Genomic DNA, 15274 nt, shown 5'->3' on the forward strand with positions numbered 1-15274 from the left:
CTTGCCGCCATCGGCCTGATACACCAGGCAGCCCTTGGCCTTCCCTCCCGCCCCCGGTTTACCGCCAGGCCCTGCCGCGCCACCGGCACCGCCGGCCACTTCGACCTTGATCAGCTCGGCCGGAAACTCACGCGGCACCTCGAGACGCACCAACGCTCCCGGCGCGCCCGGCTGGCCGTTGCTGCCGTCGCTGCCATCAAAACCGCGCCCGGCCTGGCCCCAGGTGCAGCCCGGCGCCTCGCCATTGGCCCCGTCGAGGCCGACAAACCCTGGCGCGCCAGTGCCGCCACGGGCATCGACCAGCAATTTCGGTGCATTCAGCGCCTTGAACTGCAGATTCAGATTACGTCCGGCACGCGCCGCCTTTTCGTAAGTGCCCGGTGCACCGCGCGCGGTGATCTGGCTGCCTTCGGCCAGTTGCGCGCGGCTGACTTTGAGGTCCAGAGGCTGTTCGCTCGGCACGATGGCGATGCGCGCCTCACGCCCCAGTTGCAGCTCGCCCACACTCAGTTCGGTGACGTTCGAGGGCACCAGCAAGGTGCCGTAATCGGCGACCACCAGTTTTTCCAGCTGCAAGGTGCTGGCGGTGTTGGGCAGGCGCATCAGGGAGTTGGTTTCGACGCTGACCACCTGGGCGCAGGCCAAAGGACTGATGAATGCAGCGAGCAGGCAGAGTTTACGCATGGGAAGCCTCCGGAGCGGCCGGGGCCGGGATGGTTTGCAGGTGGAAAACGCCGAACAGCAGGATACGGCCACGGTCACGCCACGGGTGCGGACGGCCCTTGAGGCTGCGATTGCACAGCAGCACTTCAAGTACATGGATGCTCAGCAACAACACGCCGGCCAGATTGACCAGCAGATGCAGCGGATGGACGAACGGCACCAGTTGATTGGCCAGCACCACACAGCAGAACAGCAGGGTCAGCAACCGCCCCAGCCCCCAGAAAACCTTCATACGTGCCCCCGTGTTGCGAATTATTCTTTGGGCGCACAGTAACGGCTTCCGCACGAGATAAGCCAGAGGGGCAAATGAAATATTTGCACCCGACCGCCGGATGGCTGCCGGCGCGACGCCCATCGTCACCCGGCAGCTCTAGTCTGCGGACTACAGACACTTCCTAGCGGTTGATGTGCAACTCCACACGACGGTTCTGTGCACGCCCCTCGTCGGTGTTGTTGTCGGCAACCGGTTCGCGCTCGCCACGTCCTTCGCTGGTGAGTTTGTCCGGCGCCAGCCCCTGGCTCAGCAGATACTCCGCCACGCTGCTGGCGCGACGCTCTGAAAGTGCCTGGTTGTAGGAATCAGAACCCTTGCTGTCGGTGTGGCCGATGACTTTGATGCTGACCACATCGGCGTTGCGCAGCTTGTCCATCAGCCCGTCGAGCTGGCTCTTCGCCGCCGGGGTCAGGTTGGACTTGTCGAAGTCGAACAGCACGTTGCCGGCGTCGTTCAGGGTGATGACTTCGGTTTGCGGGGCCGGTTCGGCGGCTTTTTCCGTGACCGGATATTGTGGCAACGGGCAACCACGGTGGTCGACCGGGGTATTGGCCGGGGTGTCAGGGCAACGGTCGCGGCGGTCGAACACGCCATCGCCGTCTTCATCGCCATCCTGGGCGTAGCAGATCAGTCCGCCGGTGAGGATCCCCAGCGCCGCGCCGCCTCCGGCCCAGCCGCCACTTTCAATGGCGCCAAGACCGCCGCCGACCAGTCCGCCAATAAGGCTGCAGATCGGCCACGTACGTTGATTGAGGGGGGCAGTGCCATCGCTGTGGGTGGCGCAACCGGTGAGCACGCTGCCAAGCAGCAACACCGGCAAGACGGACCTTGTGAAAACACTCATCGTGAAAGCTCCTGTGTCACCGGGCCATACCGGTTACACAGGAGTAAAGACCCGCATCCGCGACTGCACAAGCCGCGGATGCGAGGGGACTAGCGGACGATTTTGATTTCCGTGCGACGGTTCTGCGCGCGGCCATCGGCGGTTTTGTTATCCGCCACTGGCTGGCTTTCCCCGGCACCGGTCACCGAAACGAAGCTGGAACGAGGCACACCTTGCTGGATCAGGTATTCCACCACCGAATGTGCGCGACGATCCGACAGTTTCTTGTTGTAGGCATCGCTGCCCACGCTGTCGGTGTGGCCGGTCACGGTCAGTTGCGCGGTGGAAGACTCTTGTTTCAGGCGCGTGGCGACCTTGTCGAGCACCTGTTTGTCGGAAGCAGTCAGCGCCGCCTTGTCGAACTGGAAGTGAACATCGCGGATGACGATGGTTTCTTCCTTGACCACTACAGCTTCTTCTACCACTGGCGCAGGGGCTGGTGGAGGGCAGCCGTCGGCATCGACCTGAACGCCTTTAGGCGTGTGCGGGCACTTGTCGCGACTATCCGGCACACCGTCGCCGTCCTCGTCGCCATCACCGTGAACCCAGCAATAGGCTGCCGCCGTACCACCGACCAACAACGCGCCGTAGCCGGCCCACGAGGAACTCTCGGTCGCCCCGAGACCCGCACCGACAACGCCGCCGACTGCCGCACAGGTCGGCCAGTCGGTTTTCTGCAAACCTGCGCAACCAGTCAACACACTGGTTAGCAGAACCAAGGGTAATGCTGTCCGAACTATGCTCATCTAGTTTTCTCCTGAGGGATCGGCTTAGAACCGATTCAGGGAGTAAAGACCGGAGTTTTAATCTCCGCCAGCAATAGGCCAGCGGTGTTTGCGACCGTGTTCACAGGACTTCGGCGCTTTTGCCGCAAACCCGCTCTAGGCTCGAACGATGGGGCAGGCTAGTCTTGGCGATCTGATTTGAGGAGTTTCGATGAACGTCGCCCTATCTTCACGCACGCCGCAACAGGCCCTGGCCGCGTTGCTCGATCGCTACGCCCCGGCGCGTCTGCTGCTGATCGGCGCCAGCGAGTTCCCGGCACTGGCCGCTTTCAGGCAGGCGCACCCGGACACCTGCGTGGCCCACGCGGCGCCTGGCGCCCTGCCCGCCGAGCTGGCGGCACGACGTTTCGACCTGGCGCTGGCGGTCGATTGCTTGGAGCATTTGCCCAAGCGCGACGGCCTGAATCTGCTCGGCGGGATCCGTAATCTCAACGCCAGCCGCATCGCGGTGTTGACGGATCTGTCGGCCAGCGGCTGGCAGGAGACGGATTTCTACTCCCTGGCCCTGCAAGCCAGCGAGCGCTTTCAGCGGGACGAGCAGGTGCTGACCCTGTTCACCTACGATCTGCTTGAATACAAACAAGTCCCCGACTGGCTCAACTCGCGGTTCTGGGCCAATCCGGAAAATTTCGGGAAATACTGGTGGTAATGCAATGAGTACAGCCATTTGCCCGTGCGGCAGCGGCAATCTGCTGGAGGCCTGCTGCGGCCACTATCACGCCGGCCACCCGGCCCCCTGCGCCGAAGCGTTGATGCGTTCGCGCTACAGCGCTTATGTGCTGGGCCTGATCGATTACCTGGTGGCAACCACCCTGCCCGCCCAGCAAGCGGGCCTGGATCGCCAGTCGATCAGCGCCTGGAGCGCGCAGAGTACCTGGCTGGGCCTTGATGTCGAAAGCTCGGAAGTCCTCGGCGGCCAGCCGGAGCACGCCTTCGTCACCTTCACCGCGCGCTGGCACGACACCCAGGGCGAACACAGCCACCGCGAGCGCTCGTCATTTGTGCAGAACAGCGGCCGCTGGTACTTCATCGACCCGACCGTGCAGATGAAGCTGGGCCGCAACGACGCCTGCCCATGCGCCAGCGGCCAGAAGTTCAAGAAATGCTGTGCGGGATATTTCGGCGCCTAGGAGGGGGCCGAAGGTTGTGACCGTTTAGCGACTAGACTGGCGTCAAAGGGAGCAAAACCATGGTCGGTCGCAGGCGCACATTCCAATCCTTGATTCTGATGCTGGTCCTGAGCCTCGGCGGCTGCGCCTCCTGGTTCAGCGATGACTTGCCCGATCCCGCCGTGCATCTGGTGAAAGTCGAAGTCGTGCGGGCCAAATTGCTCGAACAGAAGTTCATCCTGCACTTTCGCATCGACAACCCCAACGACAGCGAGCTGACCGTGCGCGGCCTGGAATACCGCGTGCATCTGGGCGGCATGCTCCTGGCCGAGGGCGAGCACGAACACTGGATCACGGTCGGGGCCAGACGCAGCGCTTTCTACAACGTGCCGATCCGCACCAACCTGTGGCCGAAAGTCAAAGAGGTGGTCAAGCTGCTGAAAAAACCCGAGCAGAGCATTCCCTATCGGCTGGAAGGCGAGATGGAAACCGGTTTATTCATCGCTCACTACGTGCACCTGGCGCGCAATGGCGTGATAATCCCCGCCGATTTAATTCCGGAGTGACCCCGATGACCCAGCAACCTCATGTCCATGGCCCTGACTGCAACCACGATCATGACCATCACCACCATGATCACGACCATGGCCATGTCCACGGCCCGAACTGCGGCCATGCCCACCAGGAACCGGTGCGCAACGCCTTGAAAAACGTCGGCCGCAACGACCCGTGCCCATGCGGCAACGGCAAGAAATTCAAGAAGTGCCACGGCGCTTGATGCGCCAGGCGTAGAAAGCTCCACGCCAGTCGGATCACCTTCGCGGGCAAGCCCGCTCCCACATTGGATCAAGTTGCCGTTGTGGGAGCAGGCTTGCCCGCGAAGGCTTCAGCCCATGCAGCCTCGACGTGTCAGACCGCCGCCAGAATCTCGCGACTCCCCGTCACCGTCGCATATTCCCCATGCAGGTTCCCCAGCGACATGGCGTGTACCTCTTCTGCTGAATGCGCAGTGCCGAAATAGTCGGCCTTGTCGAAGGTAAAACACGCATCTTCCGCCACCCAGGCCTCGAACCCCAGATTCCCCGCCGTACGCGCGGTGGACTCCACCGAGTTGTGGGTCGCCACGCCGACGATGACCAACTGAGCGATATCCGCCTCGCGCAGCTTCGCCTCCAGTCCCGTGGCGCAAAACGCATCCGGCACCTGCTTCTGGATCAGCCACTCGCCGTCCAGCGGGAAAAACCGCTCCTGAAACTCCACCCCGGATTGCTCCGGCCAGAACACCGATTCCGGCGAGCGCGACAAATGCTGCACCTGAATCACCGGCCGCCCGCTGCGCCGCCAGGCCCCCAGCAGATCAAGGATGCGCAGCTCGGCCTGCGGATTGTTCCTGCGCCCCAGTCGGGGATGAAGGATGCCTTTCTGCTGGTCGATGATGATCAGCGCGGCGTTGGCCTGAAGCTCCATGGCAATTGTTCTCTTGAGTGGTTGAAGGCTTGCGCACTTCAACATCCCCGCCTTCACCCGTGCAACCCGTCAGCACATGCTCATCGAGCATTCCGTGCACATTCATCGACATATCCAGAAATAACCGCGCGCCCCGCTTGCGCGGCCAACGCCCGCTCACTAACGTAGCGCCTTTATTGCGCCCCCAGCCTCTACACCCCCGCAGGAGCTTTGCCATGGCCTCGCCAGCCCTCACACATTTTCTTCCCCGGTTCGGCGTTGCCGCAGCAGTGGCCGGTGTCCTGAGTCTGGCCGGTTGCCAGACCTGGAACGCTCAGGATTCTCTGCCGCCCACCTCCGGTGTACAGCCGCTCAAGGGCCTGGCGCAGAACGTTTCGGTACGCCGAAATGCCATGGGCATGCCGCTGATCGAGAGCAACAGCTTCCACGATGCGCTGTTCGCCCTCGGTTACGTCCACGCCAGCGACCGCATCAACCAGATGGTCACCCTGCGCCTGCTGGCCCAGGGGCGGCTGGCGGAAATGTCCGGCGCGTCGATGCTCGATGCCGACCGCTACATGCGCGCGGTCAATCTGAAGAAAAGCGCCGACGAGCTGTACAAGGCTTCGTCGCCACGCCTCAAGCGTTTCTTCGAGGTCTATGCGCGGGGCGTCAACGCTTACCTGTTCCGCTACGCCGACAAGCTGCCGGGGGATCTCGCCAGCAGCGGTTACAAGCCTGAATACTGGAAGCCGGAAGATTCGGCGCTGATTTTCTGCCTGCTGAACTTCAGCCAGTCGGCCAACCTGCCGGAAGAAATCGCCTCGCTGGTGCTGGCGCAGACCGTCGCCACCGACAAACTCGCCTGGCTGACGCCGTCCGCGCCCGACGAAAACCTGCCGCTGGCCGAGGCCGACAAGCTGCAAGGCATCAAGCTCAACGGACAGATCCCCGGCCTGAGCGAACTGAACAATGCCAGCGAACAACTGGCGGCGCTGAACCTGCTCGGCACCCCGTCGTCGAACAACTGGGCGATCGCCCCGCAGCGCAGCCGCAGTGGCAAGAGCCTGTTGGCCAGCGACAGCCATGGCCCGCTGGCCGCGCCGTCGCTGTGGAGCTTCGTGCAGATCCGTGCGCCGAAATATCAGGCCGCCGGCGTGACCGTGGCCGGTCTGCCGATGGTGCTGGGCGGTTTCAACGGCAAAGTGGCGTGGAGCCTGACCAGTGTGCTCGGCGACAACCAGGATCTGTTCCTGGAAAAAATCCGCCGCCAGGGCAGCAGCCTGACCTACGAGGTCAACGGCAAATGGCAACCGCTGGGTGTGCGCAACGAAACCTATTTCGTCAAAGGCCAGCGGCCGATTCGCGAAGCGGTGTACGAAACCCGCCACGGTGCGCTGCTCAACAGCGCCCAGGCTGCGGCTCAGGGCGCCGGTTTCGGCCTGGCCTTGCAGACCCCGAGCTTCACCGACGACAAATCCCTCGACGCGTTCTTCGACCTGAGCCGCGCGCAAAACGTTGAACGCGCGTCGGACGCCAGTCGGGAAATCCGTGCCATCGCGCTAAACCTGGTGTTTGCCGATGCCAGCAACATCGGCTGGCAAGTCACCGGACGCTTCCCCAACCGCCGTGAAGGCGAGGGCCTGCTGCCGTCGCCGGGCTGGGAGGGTCGCTACGACTGGGACGGCTACGCTGACCCGATGCTCCATCCCTACGATCAGGATCCGGCCCAGGGCTGGCTCGGCACCGCCAACCAGCGGGTCATTCCCCACGGCTATGGCATGCAACTGTCCAACTCCTGGGCGGCGCCGGAGCGTGGCGAACGTCTGGCCGAACTGGCCGGCGCCGGCAAGCATGACAGCCGCAGCGTGATCGCCATGCAGTACGACCAGACCACCACCTTCGCCGCCAAACTGAAAAAGATGTTCGAAGCGCCGGGCATGGCGCAGCCGTTGAAGCAGGCCATCGAAGCCCTTCCAGACGCCGAACGCAGCAAGGCGCGCGAGGCCTACACCCGCTTGATGGCGTTCGACGGCAAACTCAGCCCGACCTCCGCCGATGCGGCGATCTACGAGTTGTTCCTGCAAGAAAGCATGAAGCAGATCTTCCTAGACGAACTCGGCCCGCAGAGCAGTCCGGCGTGGAAAGCCTTTATCGCCAACGGTGACTTGTCCTACGCGGCGCAAGCCGATCACTTGCTGGGCCGCGAGGACAGTCCGTTCTGGGACGACGTCCGCACGCCGCAGAAAGAAGACAAACCGGCGATCCTCGCTCGCAGCCTGGCCGCCGCGATCAGCGCCGGCGACAGTCAGTTGGGCGGCGATCACCGGGCCTGGCAGTGGGGCAAGCTGCATCGCTATGAGTGGAAAAACGCCAGCGGCCAGACCGTGCGCGGCCCGCTCGCAGCCGGCGGCGACCACACCACCCTCAACGCCGCTGCGTTCGCCTGGGGCCAGGACTTCAACACTACGCGGGCACCGTCGATGCGCTTCATCGTCGACTTCGGCCAGAGCGAGCCGCTGATGGCGCAGAACGGTGCGGGGCAATCCGGCAACCCGGCCAGCCCGAACTACCTCAACGGCATCGATGCCTGGCTCAAGGGGCAATACATCGGCCTGCCGATGCAACCGCAGAACTTTGACCGGGTGTACGGCAAGACCCGTCTGACCCTGACACCGGGCAAGTAAAGCCCCCTCCGTCGGCCTGAAAATCCATAATCGACTGGTTTTTTCAGGTCGACGCATGACGCCAGACACCGCGTTCGGCCCCCTCTCTCTCCGGGAGAGGGGATCTCCAAAAAATCGATAGAACTTCTCAACCCGCGCCAGCCTCATAGCTAACAAGTCCTCCATCCGGGTCACGACATGGACCTTGTTATCGCGCGCCCCGAAGGCTTGTACTGCCCCGCCGGGGATTTCTATATCGATCCCTGGCGACCGGTCGAGCGCTCGGTCATCACCCATGCCCACGGCGATCACGCCCGCACCGGCAACGGGCATTACCTGGCCAGCAGCGCCAGCGAAGGGATTCTGCGCGCGCGTCTGGGCCAGGACATCAATCTGCAGACCCTGCCCTACGGCCAGCGCCTGACTCACCAGGGCGTCACCCTGAGTTTCCACCCGGCCGGGCATGTGCTCGGCTCGGCCCAGATTCGTCTGGAGTACGGCGGCGAAGTCTGGGTCGCCTCCGGTGACTACAAAATCGAGCCCGACGGCACCTGCGCGCCTTTCGAACCGGTGCGTTGCCACACCTTCATCACCGAATCGACCTTCGGCCTGCCGATCTACCGCTGGCAGCCGCAGGCGCAGGTGTTCGCCGAGATCAACCAGTGGTGGCAGGCGAACATCGCGCTCGGCAAGGCCAGCGTGCTGTTCTGCTATTCCTTCGGCAAGGCCCAGCGGATTCTCCACGGCATCGACGAAACCCTCGGCCCGATCCTCAGCCACGGTGCGGTCGAGCCGTTGAACCGGGTGTACCGCGACGCCGGGGTGTACCTGCCGCCGACGCTCTACGCCGGCGACGTGAAGAAGAACGACCCGCTGCTGCGCCAGGCGCTGATCATCGCCCCGCCCTCGGCCGGTGGCAGCAGCTGGATGCGCCGTTTCGGCGACTACAGCGACAGCTTCGCCAGTGGCTGGATGCGCTTGCGTGGCACGCGACGGCGGCGCGGCGTGGATCGCGGTTTCGTGCTCTCGGATCACGCCGACTGGCCCGGCCTGCTGTGGGCCATCGAACAGACCGGCGCGGAACGGGTGATGGTCACCCACGGCTCGATCGGCGTACTGGTGCGGCATCTGCGCGAACGCGGACTCGACGCCCAGGGTTTCAACACCGAATACGGTGACGACGAAGAGGACAACACCACCGCCGAACCGGCCATTGCCGAGGTGCAACCATGAAGGATTTCGCCGGGTTGTACGCCGAACTCGACGCCACCACGTCCAGCAACGCCAAACTTGCGGCCATGCAGGCCTATTTCGCCCAGGCCGCGCCGCAAGATGCCGCGTGGGCGGTGTACTTTCTGTCGGGCGGGCGGCCACGGCAATTGGTGCCGGTGCGAATCCTGCGGGAGTTGGCCGTGGAGGTGTCCGGGTTGACGCCCTGGCTATTCGAGGAAAGTTATCAGGCGGTGGGCGACCTGGCGGAAACCATCTCGCTGGTGCTGCCGGAAAATCCACACACTTCCGAAGCCGGCCTGGCGCAGTGGATCGAAGACAAACTGCTACCGCTGCGCGGTGAAACCCCGGACTACCTCTCCCGCCAGTTACCGCTGCTTTGGGCGCAACTGGACCGGCCGAGCCTGATGCTGTGCATCAAACTGATCACCGGCAGTTTTCGCGTCGGCGTCTCGAAACTGCTGGTGACCCGTGCCCTGGCGTCCATGGCCGGCCTCGACAGCAAACGCGTGGCGCAGCGGCTGGTGGGTTACACCGACCTGTCGAATCGCCCGGACGCCGCCAGCTATCTGAAACTGATCGCCCCCGAATCCAGCGACGAACACGCCCAACGCGGTGGCCAGCCTTATCCGTTCTTCCTCGCCCACGCATTGGCGCAACCGGTGGAACAGTTCGAAGCCCTCCTTGGACCAGCCAGCCACTGGCAGGTGGAATGGAAGTGGGATGGCATCCGCGCGCAAGTGGTCAAACGCGACGGACGGCTGTGGGTCTGGTCGCGGGGCGAAGAACTGGTGACCGAACGCTTTCCCGAACTCGACAGTCTGGTCCACGGTTTGCCCGACGGCACGGTGATCGACGGCGAAATCGTGGTCTGGAAAACTGCCCGGCCGAGCACCGAAGATGCCTTCGACCCGCAATCGTCAGCGCCACCGGCGGTGCAACCATTCGCCCTGCTCCAGCAGCGCATCGGCCGCAAGACTCTGGACAAGAAGATCCTCGAAGAAGTGCCGGTGGTGGTACTCGCCTACGACTTGCTGGAATGGCAGGGCGAAGACTGGCGCAACCAGCCCCAGGCCAGGCGTCGCACGCAACTGGAGCAGGTCATCGCCCGCTGCAATAATCCGGTGCTGCTGCCCTCGCCCGTGCTGACCGGTGAAGACTGGTTCGATCTGGCGCGCCAGCGCGAGGCGTCACGGCGCCTTGGCGTCGAGGGCATGATGCTCAAGGCCCGGGATGCCTTATACGGTGTGGGCCGCACCAAGGACATGGGCGTGTGGTGGAAATGGAAGGTCGACCCGTTCAGCGTCGACGCGGTGTTGATCTACGCCCAGCGTGGACACGGCCGGCGCGCCAGCCTGTACAGCGATTACACCTTCGCCGTGTGGGACGGCCCGCCCGAATCCAGCCAGCGGGCGCTGGTGCCGTTCGCCAAGGCCTATTCAGGGCTGACGGACGCGGAAATGCGCGAGGTCGACAGCATCGTGCGCAAAACCACGGTGGAAAAATTCGGCCCGGTCAGCAGCGTGAAACCGAGCCTGGTGTTCGAACTCGGCTTCGAAGGCATCGCCCTGTCCCGCCGCCACAAAAGCGGTATCGCCGTGCGCTTCCCGCGCATGCTGCGCTGGCGTCAGGACAAGACCGTCGACGAAGCGGACAGTCTGGCGACCTTGCAAGACCTGTTGGCCTGATCCTCACGCGCCATTCCAGGGCATGGATTTTTCCGTGCCCGTTTTCGTGCACTCACCCCGCTGCACCCTCCCTTCCTACACCTTTTAAAACACTTGTTCGGGACTCTGGTTCGGAAATTGCTACTTTCTATAAGTCGTAAGCGTTCCAGTAACAATAATTCTGCGCCACAAGCGCTCATATTGGTTCTTAGGGATTGAATAATGAAAAAAGCATTGCTGACCCTTTCTGCACTGGCGTTGTGCATGGCCGCCGGCTCCGCGCTGGCCAAGGAATACAAAGAGCTGCGTTTTGGCGTTGACCCTTCCTACGCACCGTTCGAGTCGAAAGCGGCCGATGGCAGCCTGGTGGGCTTCGACATCGATCTGGGCAACGCGATCTGCGCCGAGTTGAAGGTCAAGTGCAAATGGGTCGAAAGTGACTTCGACGGCATGATTCCGGGCCTGAAAGCCAATAAATTCGACGGTGTGATCTCGTCGATGACGGTGACCGAAGCTCGCGAAAAAGTCATCGACTTCTCCAGCGAACTGTTCTCCGGCCCGACCGCCTACGTGTCGAAAAAAGGCTCCGGCATCACTGATGACGTCGCGTCCCTGAAGGGTAAAACCGTCGGTTACGAGCAAGGCACCATCCAGGAAGCATACGCCAAGGCCGTGCTAGACAAGGCCGGGGTGAAAACCCAGGCCTATCAGAACCAGGATCAGGTGTACTCCGATCTGACCTCCGGCCGTCTCGACGCCGGTATCCAGGACATGCTGCAAGCCGAACTGGGCTTTTTGAAGTCGCCGCAGGGCGCCGACTATGACGTCAGCAAGCCTGTCGACAACCATTTGCTGCCCGCCAAAACCGCTGTCGGTATTAAGAAAGGTAACACTGAGCTGAAAGCGCTTTTGGATAAAGGTATCAAAGCGTTACACGATGATGGCACCTACGCCACCATCCAGAAGAAACACTTTGGCGATCTGAATCTGTACAGCGGCAAATAATGCCCTGGCGCCCATCCTTCGATGGGCGCCTTTTTCATCCGATCAGGTTGCGCAATTCATGTTCGAAAACCTCCTGCAAAATCTGGGGCTTTCCGCCTTCAGCCTCAAGGGCTTCGGTCCGTTGCTGCTGGAAGGCACCTGGATGACCATCAAATTATCGGCGTTGTCGCTGCTGGTGGCCGTGTTGCTCGGCCTGCTCGGCGCCAGTGCCAAACTGTCGAAAGTCAAAGTGCTGCGCCTGCCCGCCCAGCTCTACACCACGCTGATTCGCGGGGTGCCGGACCTGGTGCTGATGCTGCTGATCTTCTACAGCCTGCAAAGCTGGCTGACCTCGCTCACCGATTACATGGAATGGGAATACATCGAGATCGACCCGTTCAGTGCCGGGGTGCTGACCCTGGGTTTCATCTACGGCGCGTATTTCACCGAAACCTTCCGTGGCGCGATCCTCGCGGTGCCCCGTGGCCAGGTTGAAGCCGCCACCGCCTATGGCCTCAAGCGCGGCCAGCGCTTTCGCTTCGTGGTGTTCCCGCAAATGATGCGCTTCGCCCTGCCCGGTATCGGCAACAACTGGATGGTGATGCTCAAGGCCACTGCGCTGGTATCGATCATCGGCCTCGCCGATCTGGTCAAGGCCGCGCAGGACGCCGGCAAAAGCACCTATCAACTGTTCTACTTCCTGGTACTCGCCGCGTTGATCTACTTGCTCATCACCAGTGCCTCCAACTTCATTCTGCGCCGGCTCGAACGCCGCTACGCCGCCGGTGCCCGGGAGGCCGTCCGATGATCGAACTCCTGCAGGAATACTGGAAAGCCTTCCTTTATACCGACGGTAACAACATCACCGGCCTGGCGATGACGATGTGGCTGCTCAGCGCGTCGATCTTCTTCGGTTTCATCGTGTCGATCCCGCTGTCGATCGCCCGCGTCTCGCCGCACTTCTACATCCGCTGGCCGGTGCAGTTCTACACCTACCTGTTTCGTGGCACGCCGCTCTACATCCAGTTGCTGATCTGCTACACCGGGATCTACAGCCTGGCCGCCGTGCGCGCCCAGCCGATGCTCGACAGTTTCTTTCGCGATGCGATGAACTGCACGATCCTGGCCTTCGCCCTCAACACCTGCGCCTACACCACGGAGATTTTCGCCGGGGCGATCCGCAGCATGCACCACGGCGAAGTCGAAGCGGCCAAGGCCTATGGCCTGACCGGCTGGAAGCTGTATGCCTACGTGATCATGCCGTCGGCGCTGCGTCGTTCGTTGCCTTATTACAGCAACGAAGTGATCCTGATGCTGCACTCGACCACCGTGGCCTTCACCGCGACCATCCCGGACATCCTGAAAGTCGCACGGGACGCCAACTCCGCGACCTTCCTGACCTTCCAGTCGTTCGGCATCGCCGCGCTGATCTACCTGACCGTCACCTTCGCGCTGGTCGGCCTGTTCCGCCTCGCCGAACGCCGATGGCTGGCCTTCCTCGGGCCGACCCACTAGGACACCTTTGTAATGCGCCACCAGATCCATGACTTGCTGGCCCCGCTGCCAGGGACCGCACGACAGATTCACAGCTTCCACTTCGGCCCCGAGAAGGCCAGGGGCAAGATCTACATTCAGTCTTCGCTGCACGCCGACGAACTGCCCGGCATGCTCGTGGCCTGGCACCTCAAGCAACGCCTGGCGGAGCTGGAAGCCGCCGGACGCCTGTGCAGCGAAATCGTCCTGGTGCCGGTCGCCAACCCGGTCGGCCTCGAACAGGTGCTGATGGATGTGCCGCTGGGCCGCTACGAACTGGAGAGCGGACAGAACTTCAACCGCTGGTTCGTTGACCTCAGCGAGGAAATCGGCAACGACATCGAGGCGAAACTGGGCGACGACCCGCAGCGCAACCTCGACCTGATCCGCGCCAGCCTGCGCGCCGCCCTCGAACGCCAAACCGCCAGCACCCAACTGCAATCCCAGCGCCTGATCCTGCAACGGCTGGCCTGCGATGCGGACATGGTGCTGGACCTGCACTGCGACTTCGAAGCCGTGGCCCACCTCTACACCACGCCCGAGGCGTGGTCACAGGTCGAGCCACTGGCGCGCTACATCGAGTCCCAGGCGAGCCTGCTGGCGACCGACTCCGGCGGCCAGTCGTTCGATGAATGCTTCACCCTGCTGTGGTGGCAATTGAAGGAGCGTTTCGGCGAACAGTTCGAGATCCCGCTCGGCAGTTTTTCCGTGACCGTGGAATTGCGCGGCCAGGGGGACGTCAGCCATCCGGTTGCCAGTCGCGACTGTCAGGCGCTGATCGATTATCTGGTTCACTTCGGCGCCATCGTCGGCGAGGCGAAACCGCTGCCGGCGCTGCCCTTTCCCGCCACGCCACTGGCCGGGGTCGAACCCGTCGCCACGCCGGTCGGCGGCTTGCTGGTGTACACCGCCACGCCCGGCCAGTACCTGGAAGCGGGGCAGCAGATCGCTGAAATCATCGATCCGATCAACAATCGGGTCACCCCTGTTCACTGCACCGCCGCCGGTCTCATGTACGCCCGCTCGCTGCGGCGCATGGCCACTGCCGGCATGGTGATCGCCCACGTCGCGGGCGCCGAAGCCTATCGCAGCGGCTACCTACTTTCGCCTTGAGGATGCCTGTCCCATGTACAAACTGACCGTTGAAGGCCTGCACAAAAGCTATGGCGACCATCAGGTGCTCAAAGGCGTTTCGCTCAAGGCCAAGACCGGCGACGTGATCAGCCTGATCGGCGCCAGCGGCTCGGGCAAAAGCACCTTTTTGCGCTGCATCAACTTTCTCGAACAACCCAACGACGGCGCCATGAGCCTCGACGGCCAGCCGATCCGCATGGCCACCGACCGCCACGGCATGCACGTCGCCGATCCGAATGAACTGCAGCGTCTGCGCACGCGTCTGGCGATGGTGTTCCAGCACTTCAACCTGTGGAGCCACATGACCGTGCTGGAAAACATCACCATGGCCCCGCGCCGGGTGCTGGGTTGCAGCAAAGCCGAGGCCGACGAGCGTGCGCGGCGCTATCTGGACAAGGTCGGCCTGCCGGCGCGGGTCGCCGACCAGTACCCGGCATTTCTTTCCGGTGGTCAGCAGCAACGGGTGGCCATCGCCCGTGCGCTGGCGATGGAGCCGGAAGTCATGCTGTTCGACGAACCGACCTCGGCCCTGGACCCGGAACTGGTGGGCGAAGTGTTGAAGGTGATTCAGGGCCTGGCCGACGAGGGCCGTACCATGATCATGGTGACCCACGAAATGAGCTTCGCCCGCAAGGTGTCGAGCCAGGTGTTGTTTCTGCACCAGGGCCTGGTGGAAGAGGAAGGCGCGCCGGAGGATGTGCTGGGCAATCCGAAAAGCGAACGCCTGAAGCAATTCCTCAGCGGCAACCTCAAGTAACACCGGACGCCGCCTCAGTGGGAACGGGCTTGCTCGTTCCCACATGCAATTGCCCATCGAAAATTAAACTTGTCCTGCCGCCG

17 protein-coding genes are annotated in these 15274 nt (G+C 62.9%); 12 read left to right on the plus strand and 5 right to left on the minus strand.

Going from position 1 to position 15274, the window contains the following annotated elements; all coding sequences use genetic code 11:
- From KVQ74_RS18035 to KVQ74_RS18050, 4 genes are all read right to left on the minus strand, one after another.
- Window positions 1–684 (minus strand): collagen-like triple helix repeat-containing protein (locus tag KVQ74_RS18035; protein WP_217832534.1); only part of this gene is annotated, 684 nt, incomplete at its 3' end.
- A complete protein-coding gene (locus KVQ74_RS18040; RefSeq protein WP_217832535.1) occupies window positions 677–955 on the minus strand; it encodes a DUF1145 domain-containing protein in 279 nt (92 codons plus the stop codon). The genes KVQ74_RS18040 and KVQ74_RS18035, both read right to left, overlap by 8 nt.
- 163 nt (window positions 956–1118) lie before the next feature.
- Window positions 1119–1841, minus strand: coding sequence for an OmpA family protein (locus tag KVQ74_RS18045; protein WP_217832536.1), 723 nt, complete (start codon window positions 1839–1841; stop codon window positions 1119–1121).
- Window positions 1842–1930: 89 nt separating this feature from the next.
- On the minus strand, window positions 1931–2626 hold the full coding sequence (locus KVQ74_RS18050) for an OmpA family protein (RefSeq protein ID WP_217832537.1): 696 nt from the start codon (window positions 2624–2626) through the stop codon (window positions 1931–1933).
- A 190-nt stretch (window positions 2627–2816) separates the two neighbouring features.
- Here KVQ74_RS18050 and KVQ74_RS18055 point away from each other — a divergent pair, with 190 nt between their 5' ends.
- From KVQ74_RS18055 to KVQ74_RS18070, 4 genes are read left to right on the plus strand one after another with little or no spacing between them, the layout of a single operon-like run.
- Window positions 2817–3314 carry a DUF6231 family protein gene (locus KVQ74_RS18055; protein ID WP_217832538.1) on the plus strand — a complete coding sequence of 166 codons (498 nt, stop codon included), beginning with the start codon at window positions 2817–2819 and terminating at the stop codon, window positions 3312–3314.
- 4 nt (window positions 3315–3318) lie between these two features.
- A complete protein-coding gene (locus KVQ74_RS18060) occupies window positions 3319–3795 on the plus strand; it encodes a YchJ family protein (protein ID WP_217832539.1) in 477 nt (158 codons plus the stop codon).
- A gap of 59 nt (window positions 3796–3854) precedes the next feature.
- Window positions 3855–4340 carry an LEA type 2 family protein gene (locus KVQ74_RS18065; protein ID WP_217832540.1) on the plus strand — a complete coding sequence of 162 codons (486 nt, stop codon included), beginning with the start codon at window positions 3855–3857 and terminating at the stop codon, window positions 4338–4340.
- Window positions 4341–4345: 5 nt separating this feature from the next.
- A complete protein-coding gene (locus KVQ74_RS18070) occupies window positions 4346–4552 on the plus strand; it encodes an SEC-C metal-binding domain-containing protein (protein ID WP_217832541.1) in 207 nt (68 codons plus the stop codon).
- 131 nt (window positions 4553–4683) lie between these two features.
- Here the strand turns inward: KVQ74_RS18070 and KVQ74_RS18075 are convergent, their stop codons facing one another.
- Window positions 4684–5241, minus strand: a complete 558-nt coding sequence (locus tag KVQ74_RS18075) for a cysteine hydrolase family protein (protein ID WP_217832542.1) — start codon at window positions 5239–5241, stop codon at window positions 4684–4686.
- Window positions 5242–5456: 215 nt separating this feature from the next.
- On the opposite strand from KVQ74_RS18075, the gene KVQ74_RS18080 reads away from it, so the two are divergent.
- The 8 genes from KVQ74_RS18080 (at window position 5457) to KVQ74_RS18115 (ending at window position 15191) form a co-directional block, all read left to right on the plus strand.
- A complete protein-coding gene (locus KVQ74_RS18080) occupies window positions 5457–7907 on the plus strand; it encodes a penicillin acylase family protein (protein WP_217832543.1) in 2451 nt (816 codons plus the stop codon).
- A 177-nt stretch (window positions 7908–8084) separates the two neighbouring features.
- A complete protein-coding gene (locus KVQ74_RS18085) occupies window positions 8085–9119 on the plus strand; it encodes a ligase-associated DNA damage response exonuclease (RefSeq protein WP_217832544.1) in 1035 nt (344 codons plus the stop codon).
- A complete protein-coding gene (locus KVQ74_RS18090; protein ID WP_217832545.1) occupies window positions 9116–10804 on the plus strand; it encodes an ATP-dependent DNA ligase in 1689 nt (562 codons plus the stop codon). The genes KVQ74_RS18085 and KVQ74_RS18090 overlap by 4 nt, the downstream gene beginning before the upstream one ends.
- Window positions 10805–11005: 201 nt before the next feature.
- The gene (locus KVQ74_RS18095) at window positions 11006–11788 is read left to right on the plus strand and encodes a transporter substrate-binding domain-containing protein (protein WP_217832546.1); all 783 of its coding nucleotides are present in this window, start codon (window positions 11006–11008) and stop codon (window positions 11786–11788) included.
- Window positions 11789–11846: 58 nt separating this feature from the next.
- Window positions 11847–12575, plus strand: a complete 729-nt coding sequence (locus tag KVQ74_RS18100) for an ABC transporter permease (protein ID WP_217832547.1) — start codon at window positions 11847–11849, stop codon at window positions 12573–12575.
- A complete protein-coding gene (locus KVQ74_RS18105; RefSeq protein WP_217832548.1) occupies window positions 12572–13282 on the plus strand; it encodes an ABC transporter permease in 711 nt (236 codons plus the stop codon). Before KVQ74_RS18100 ends, KVQ74_RS18105 begins: the two co-directional genes overlap by 4 nt.
- 12 nt (window positions 13283–13294) lie before the next feature.
- Window positions 13295–14413, plus strand: a complete 1119-nt coding sequence (locus KVQ74_RS18110; RefSeq protein WP_217832549.1) for a succinylglutamate desuccinylase/aspartoacylase family protein — start codon at window positions 13295–13297, stop codon at window positions 14411–14413.
- A gap of 13 nt (window positions 14414–14426) precedes the next feature.
- Entirely contained in the window at window positions 14427–15191 is a 765-nt protein-coding gene (locus tag KVQ74_RS18115) for an ABC transporter ATP-binding protein (RefSeq protein ID WP_217832550.1), read from the plus strand.
- The last annotated feature ends 83 nt before the right edge of the window (window positions 15192–15274 follow it).

This window comes from Pseudomonas botevensis (genome assembly GCF_019145475.1).
Classification (GTDB): Bacteria; Pseudomonadota; Gammaproteobacteria; order Pseudomonadales; family Pseudomonadaceae; genus Aquipseudomonas; species Aquipseudomonas botevensis.

Bases quoted from the DNA above. Each gene is read 5' to 3' on its own strand.
- KVQ74_RS18105 (WP_217832548.1), top strand. From the start codon at position 12,572: ATGATCGAACTCCTGCAGGAATACTGGAAAGCCTTCCTTTATACCGAC.
- KVQ74_RS18100 (WP_217832547.1), top strand. From the start codon at position 11,847: ATGTTCGAAAACCTCCTGCAAAATCTGGGGCTTTCCGCCTTCAGCCTC.
- KVQ74_RS18070 (WP_217832541.1), top strand. From the start codon at position 4,346: ATGACCCAGCAACCTCATGTCCATGGCCCTGACTGCAACCACGATCAT.
- KVQ74_RS18090 (WP_217832545.1), top strand. From the start codon at position 9,116: ATGAAGGATTTCGCCGGGTTGTACGCCGAACTCGACGCCACCACGTCC.
- KVQ74_RS18075 (WP_217832542.1), bottom strand. From the start codon at position 5,241: ATGGAGCTTCAGGCCAACGCCGCGCTGATCATCATCGACCAGCAGAAA.
- KVQ74_RS18045 (WP_217832536.1), bottom strand. From the start codon at position 1,841: ATGAGTGTTTTCACAAGGTCCGTCTTGCCGGTGTTGCTGCTTGGCAGC.
- KVQ74_RS18055 (WP_217832538.1), top strand. From the start codon at position 2,817: ATGAACGTCGCCCTATCTTCACGCACGCCGCAACAGGCCCTGGCCGCG.
- KVQ74_RS18040 (WP_217832535.1), bottom strand. From the start codon at position 955: ATGAAGGTTTTCTGGGGGCTGGGGCGGTTGCTGACCCTGCTGTTCTGC.
- KVQ74_RS18060 (WP_217832539.1), top strand. From the start codon at position 3,319: ATGAGTACAGCCATTTGCCCGTGCGGCAGCGGCAATCTGCTGGAGGCC.
- KVQ74_RS18085 (WP_217832544.1), top strand. From the start codon at position 8,085: ATGGACCTTGTTATCGCGCGCCCCGAAGGCTTGTACTGCCCCGCCGGG.
- KVQ74_RS18050 (WP_217832537.1), bottom strand. From the start codon at position 2,626: ATGAGCATAGTTCGGACAGCATTACCCTTGGTTCTGCTAACCAGTGTG.
- KVQ74_RS18065 (WP_217832540.1), top strand. From the start codon at position 3,855: ATGGTCGGTCGCAGGCGCACATTCCAATCCTTGATTCTGATGCTGGTC.
- KVQ74_RS18115 (WP_217832550.1), top strand. From the start codon at position 14,427: ATGTACAAACTGACCGTTGAAGGCCTGCACAAAAGCTATGGCGACCAT.
- KVQ74_RS18110 (WP_217832549.1), top strand. From the start codon at position 13,295: ATGCGCCACCAGATCCATGACTTGCTGGCCCCGCTGCCAGGGACCGCA.
- KVQ74_RS18095 (WP_217832546.1), top strand. From the start codon at position 11,006: ATGAAAAAAGCATTGCTGACCCTTTCTGCACTGGCGTTGTGCATGGCC.
- KVQ74_RS18080 (WP_217832543.1), top strand. From the start codon at position 5,457: ATGGCCTCGCCAGCCCTCACACATTTTCTTCCCCGGTTCGGCGTTGCC.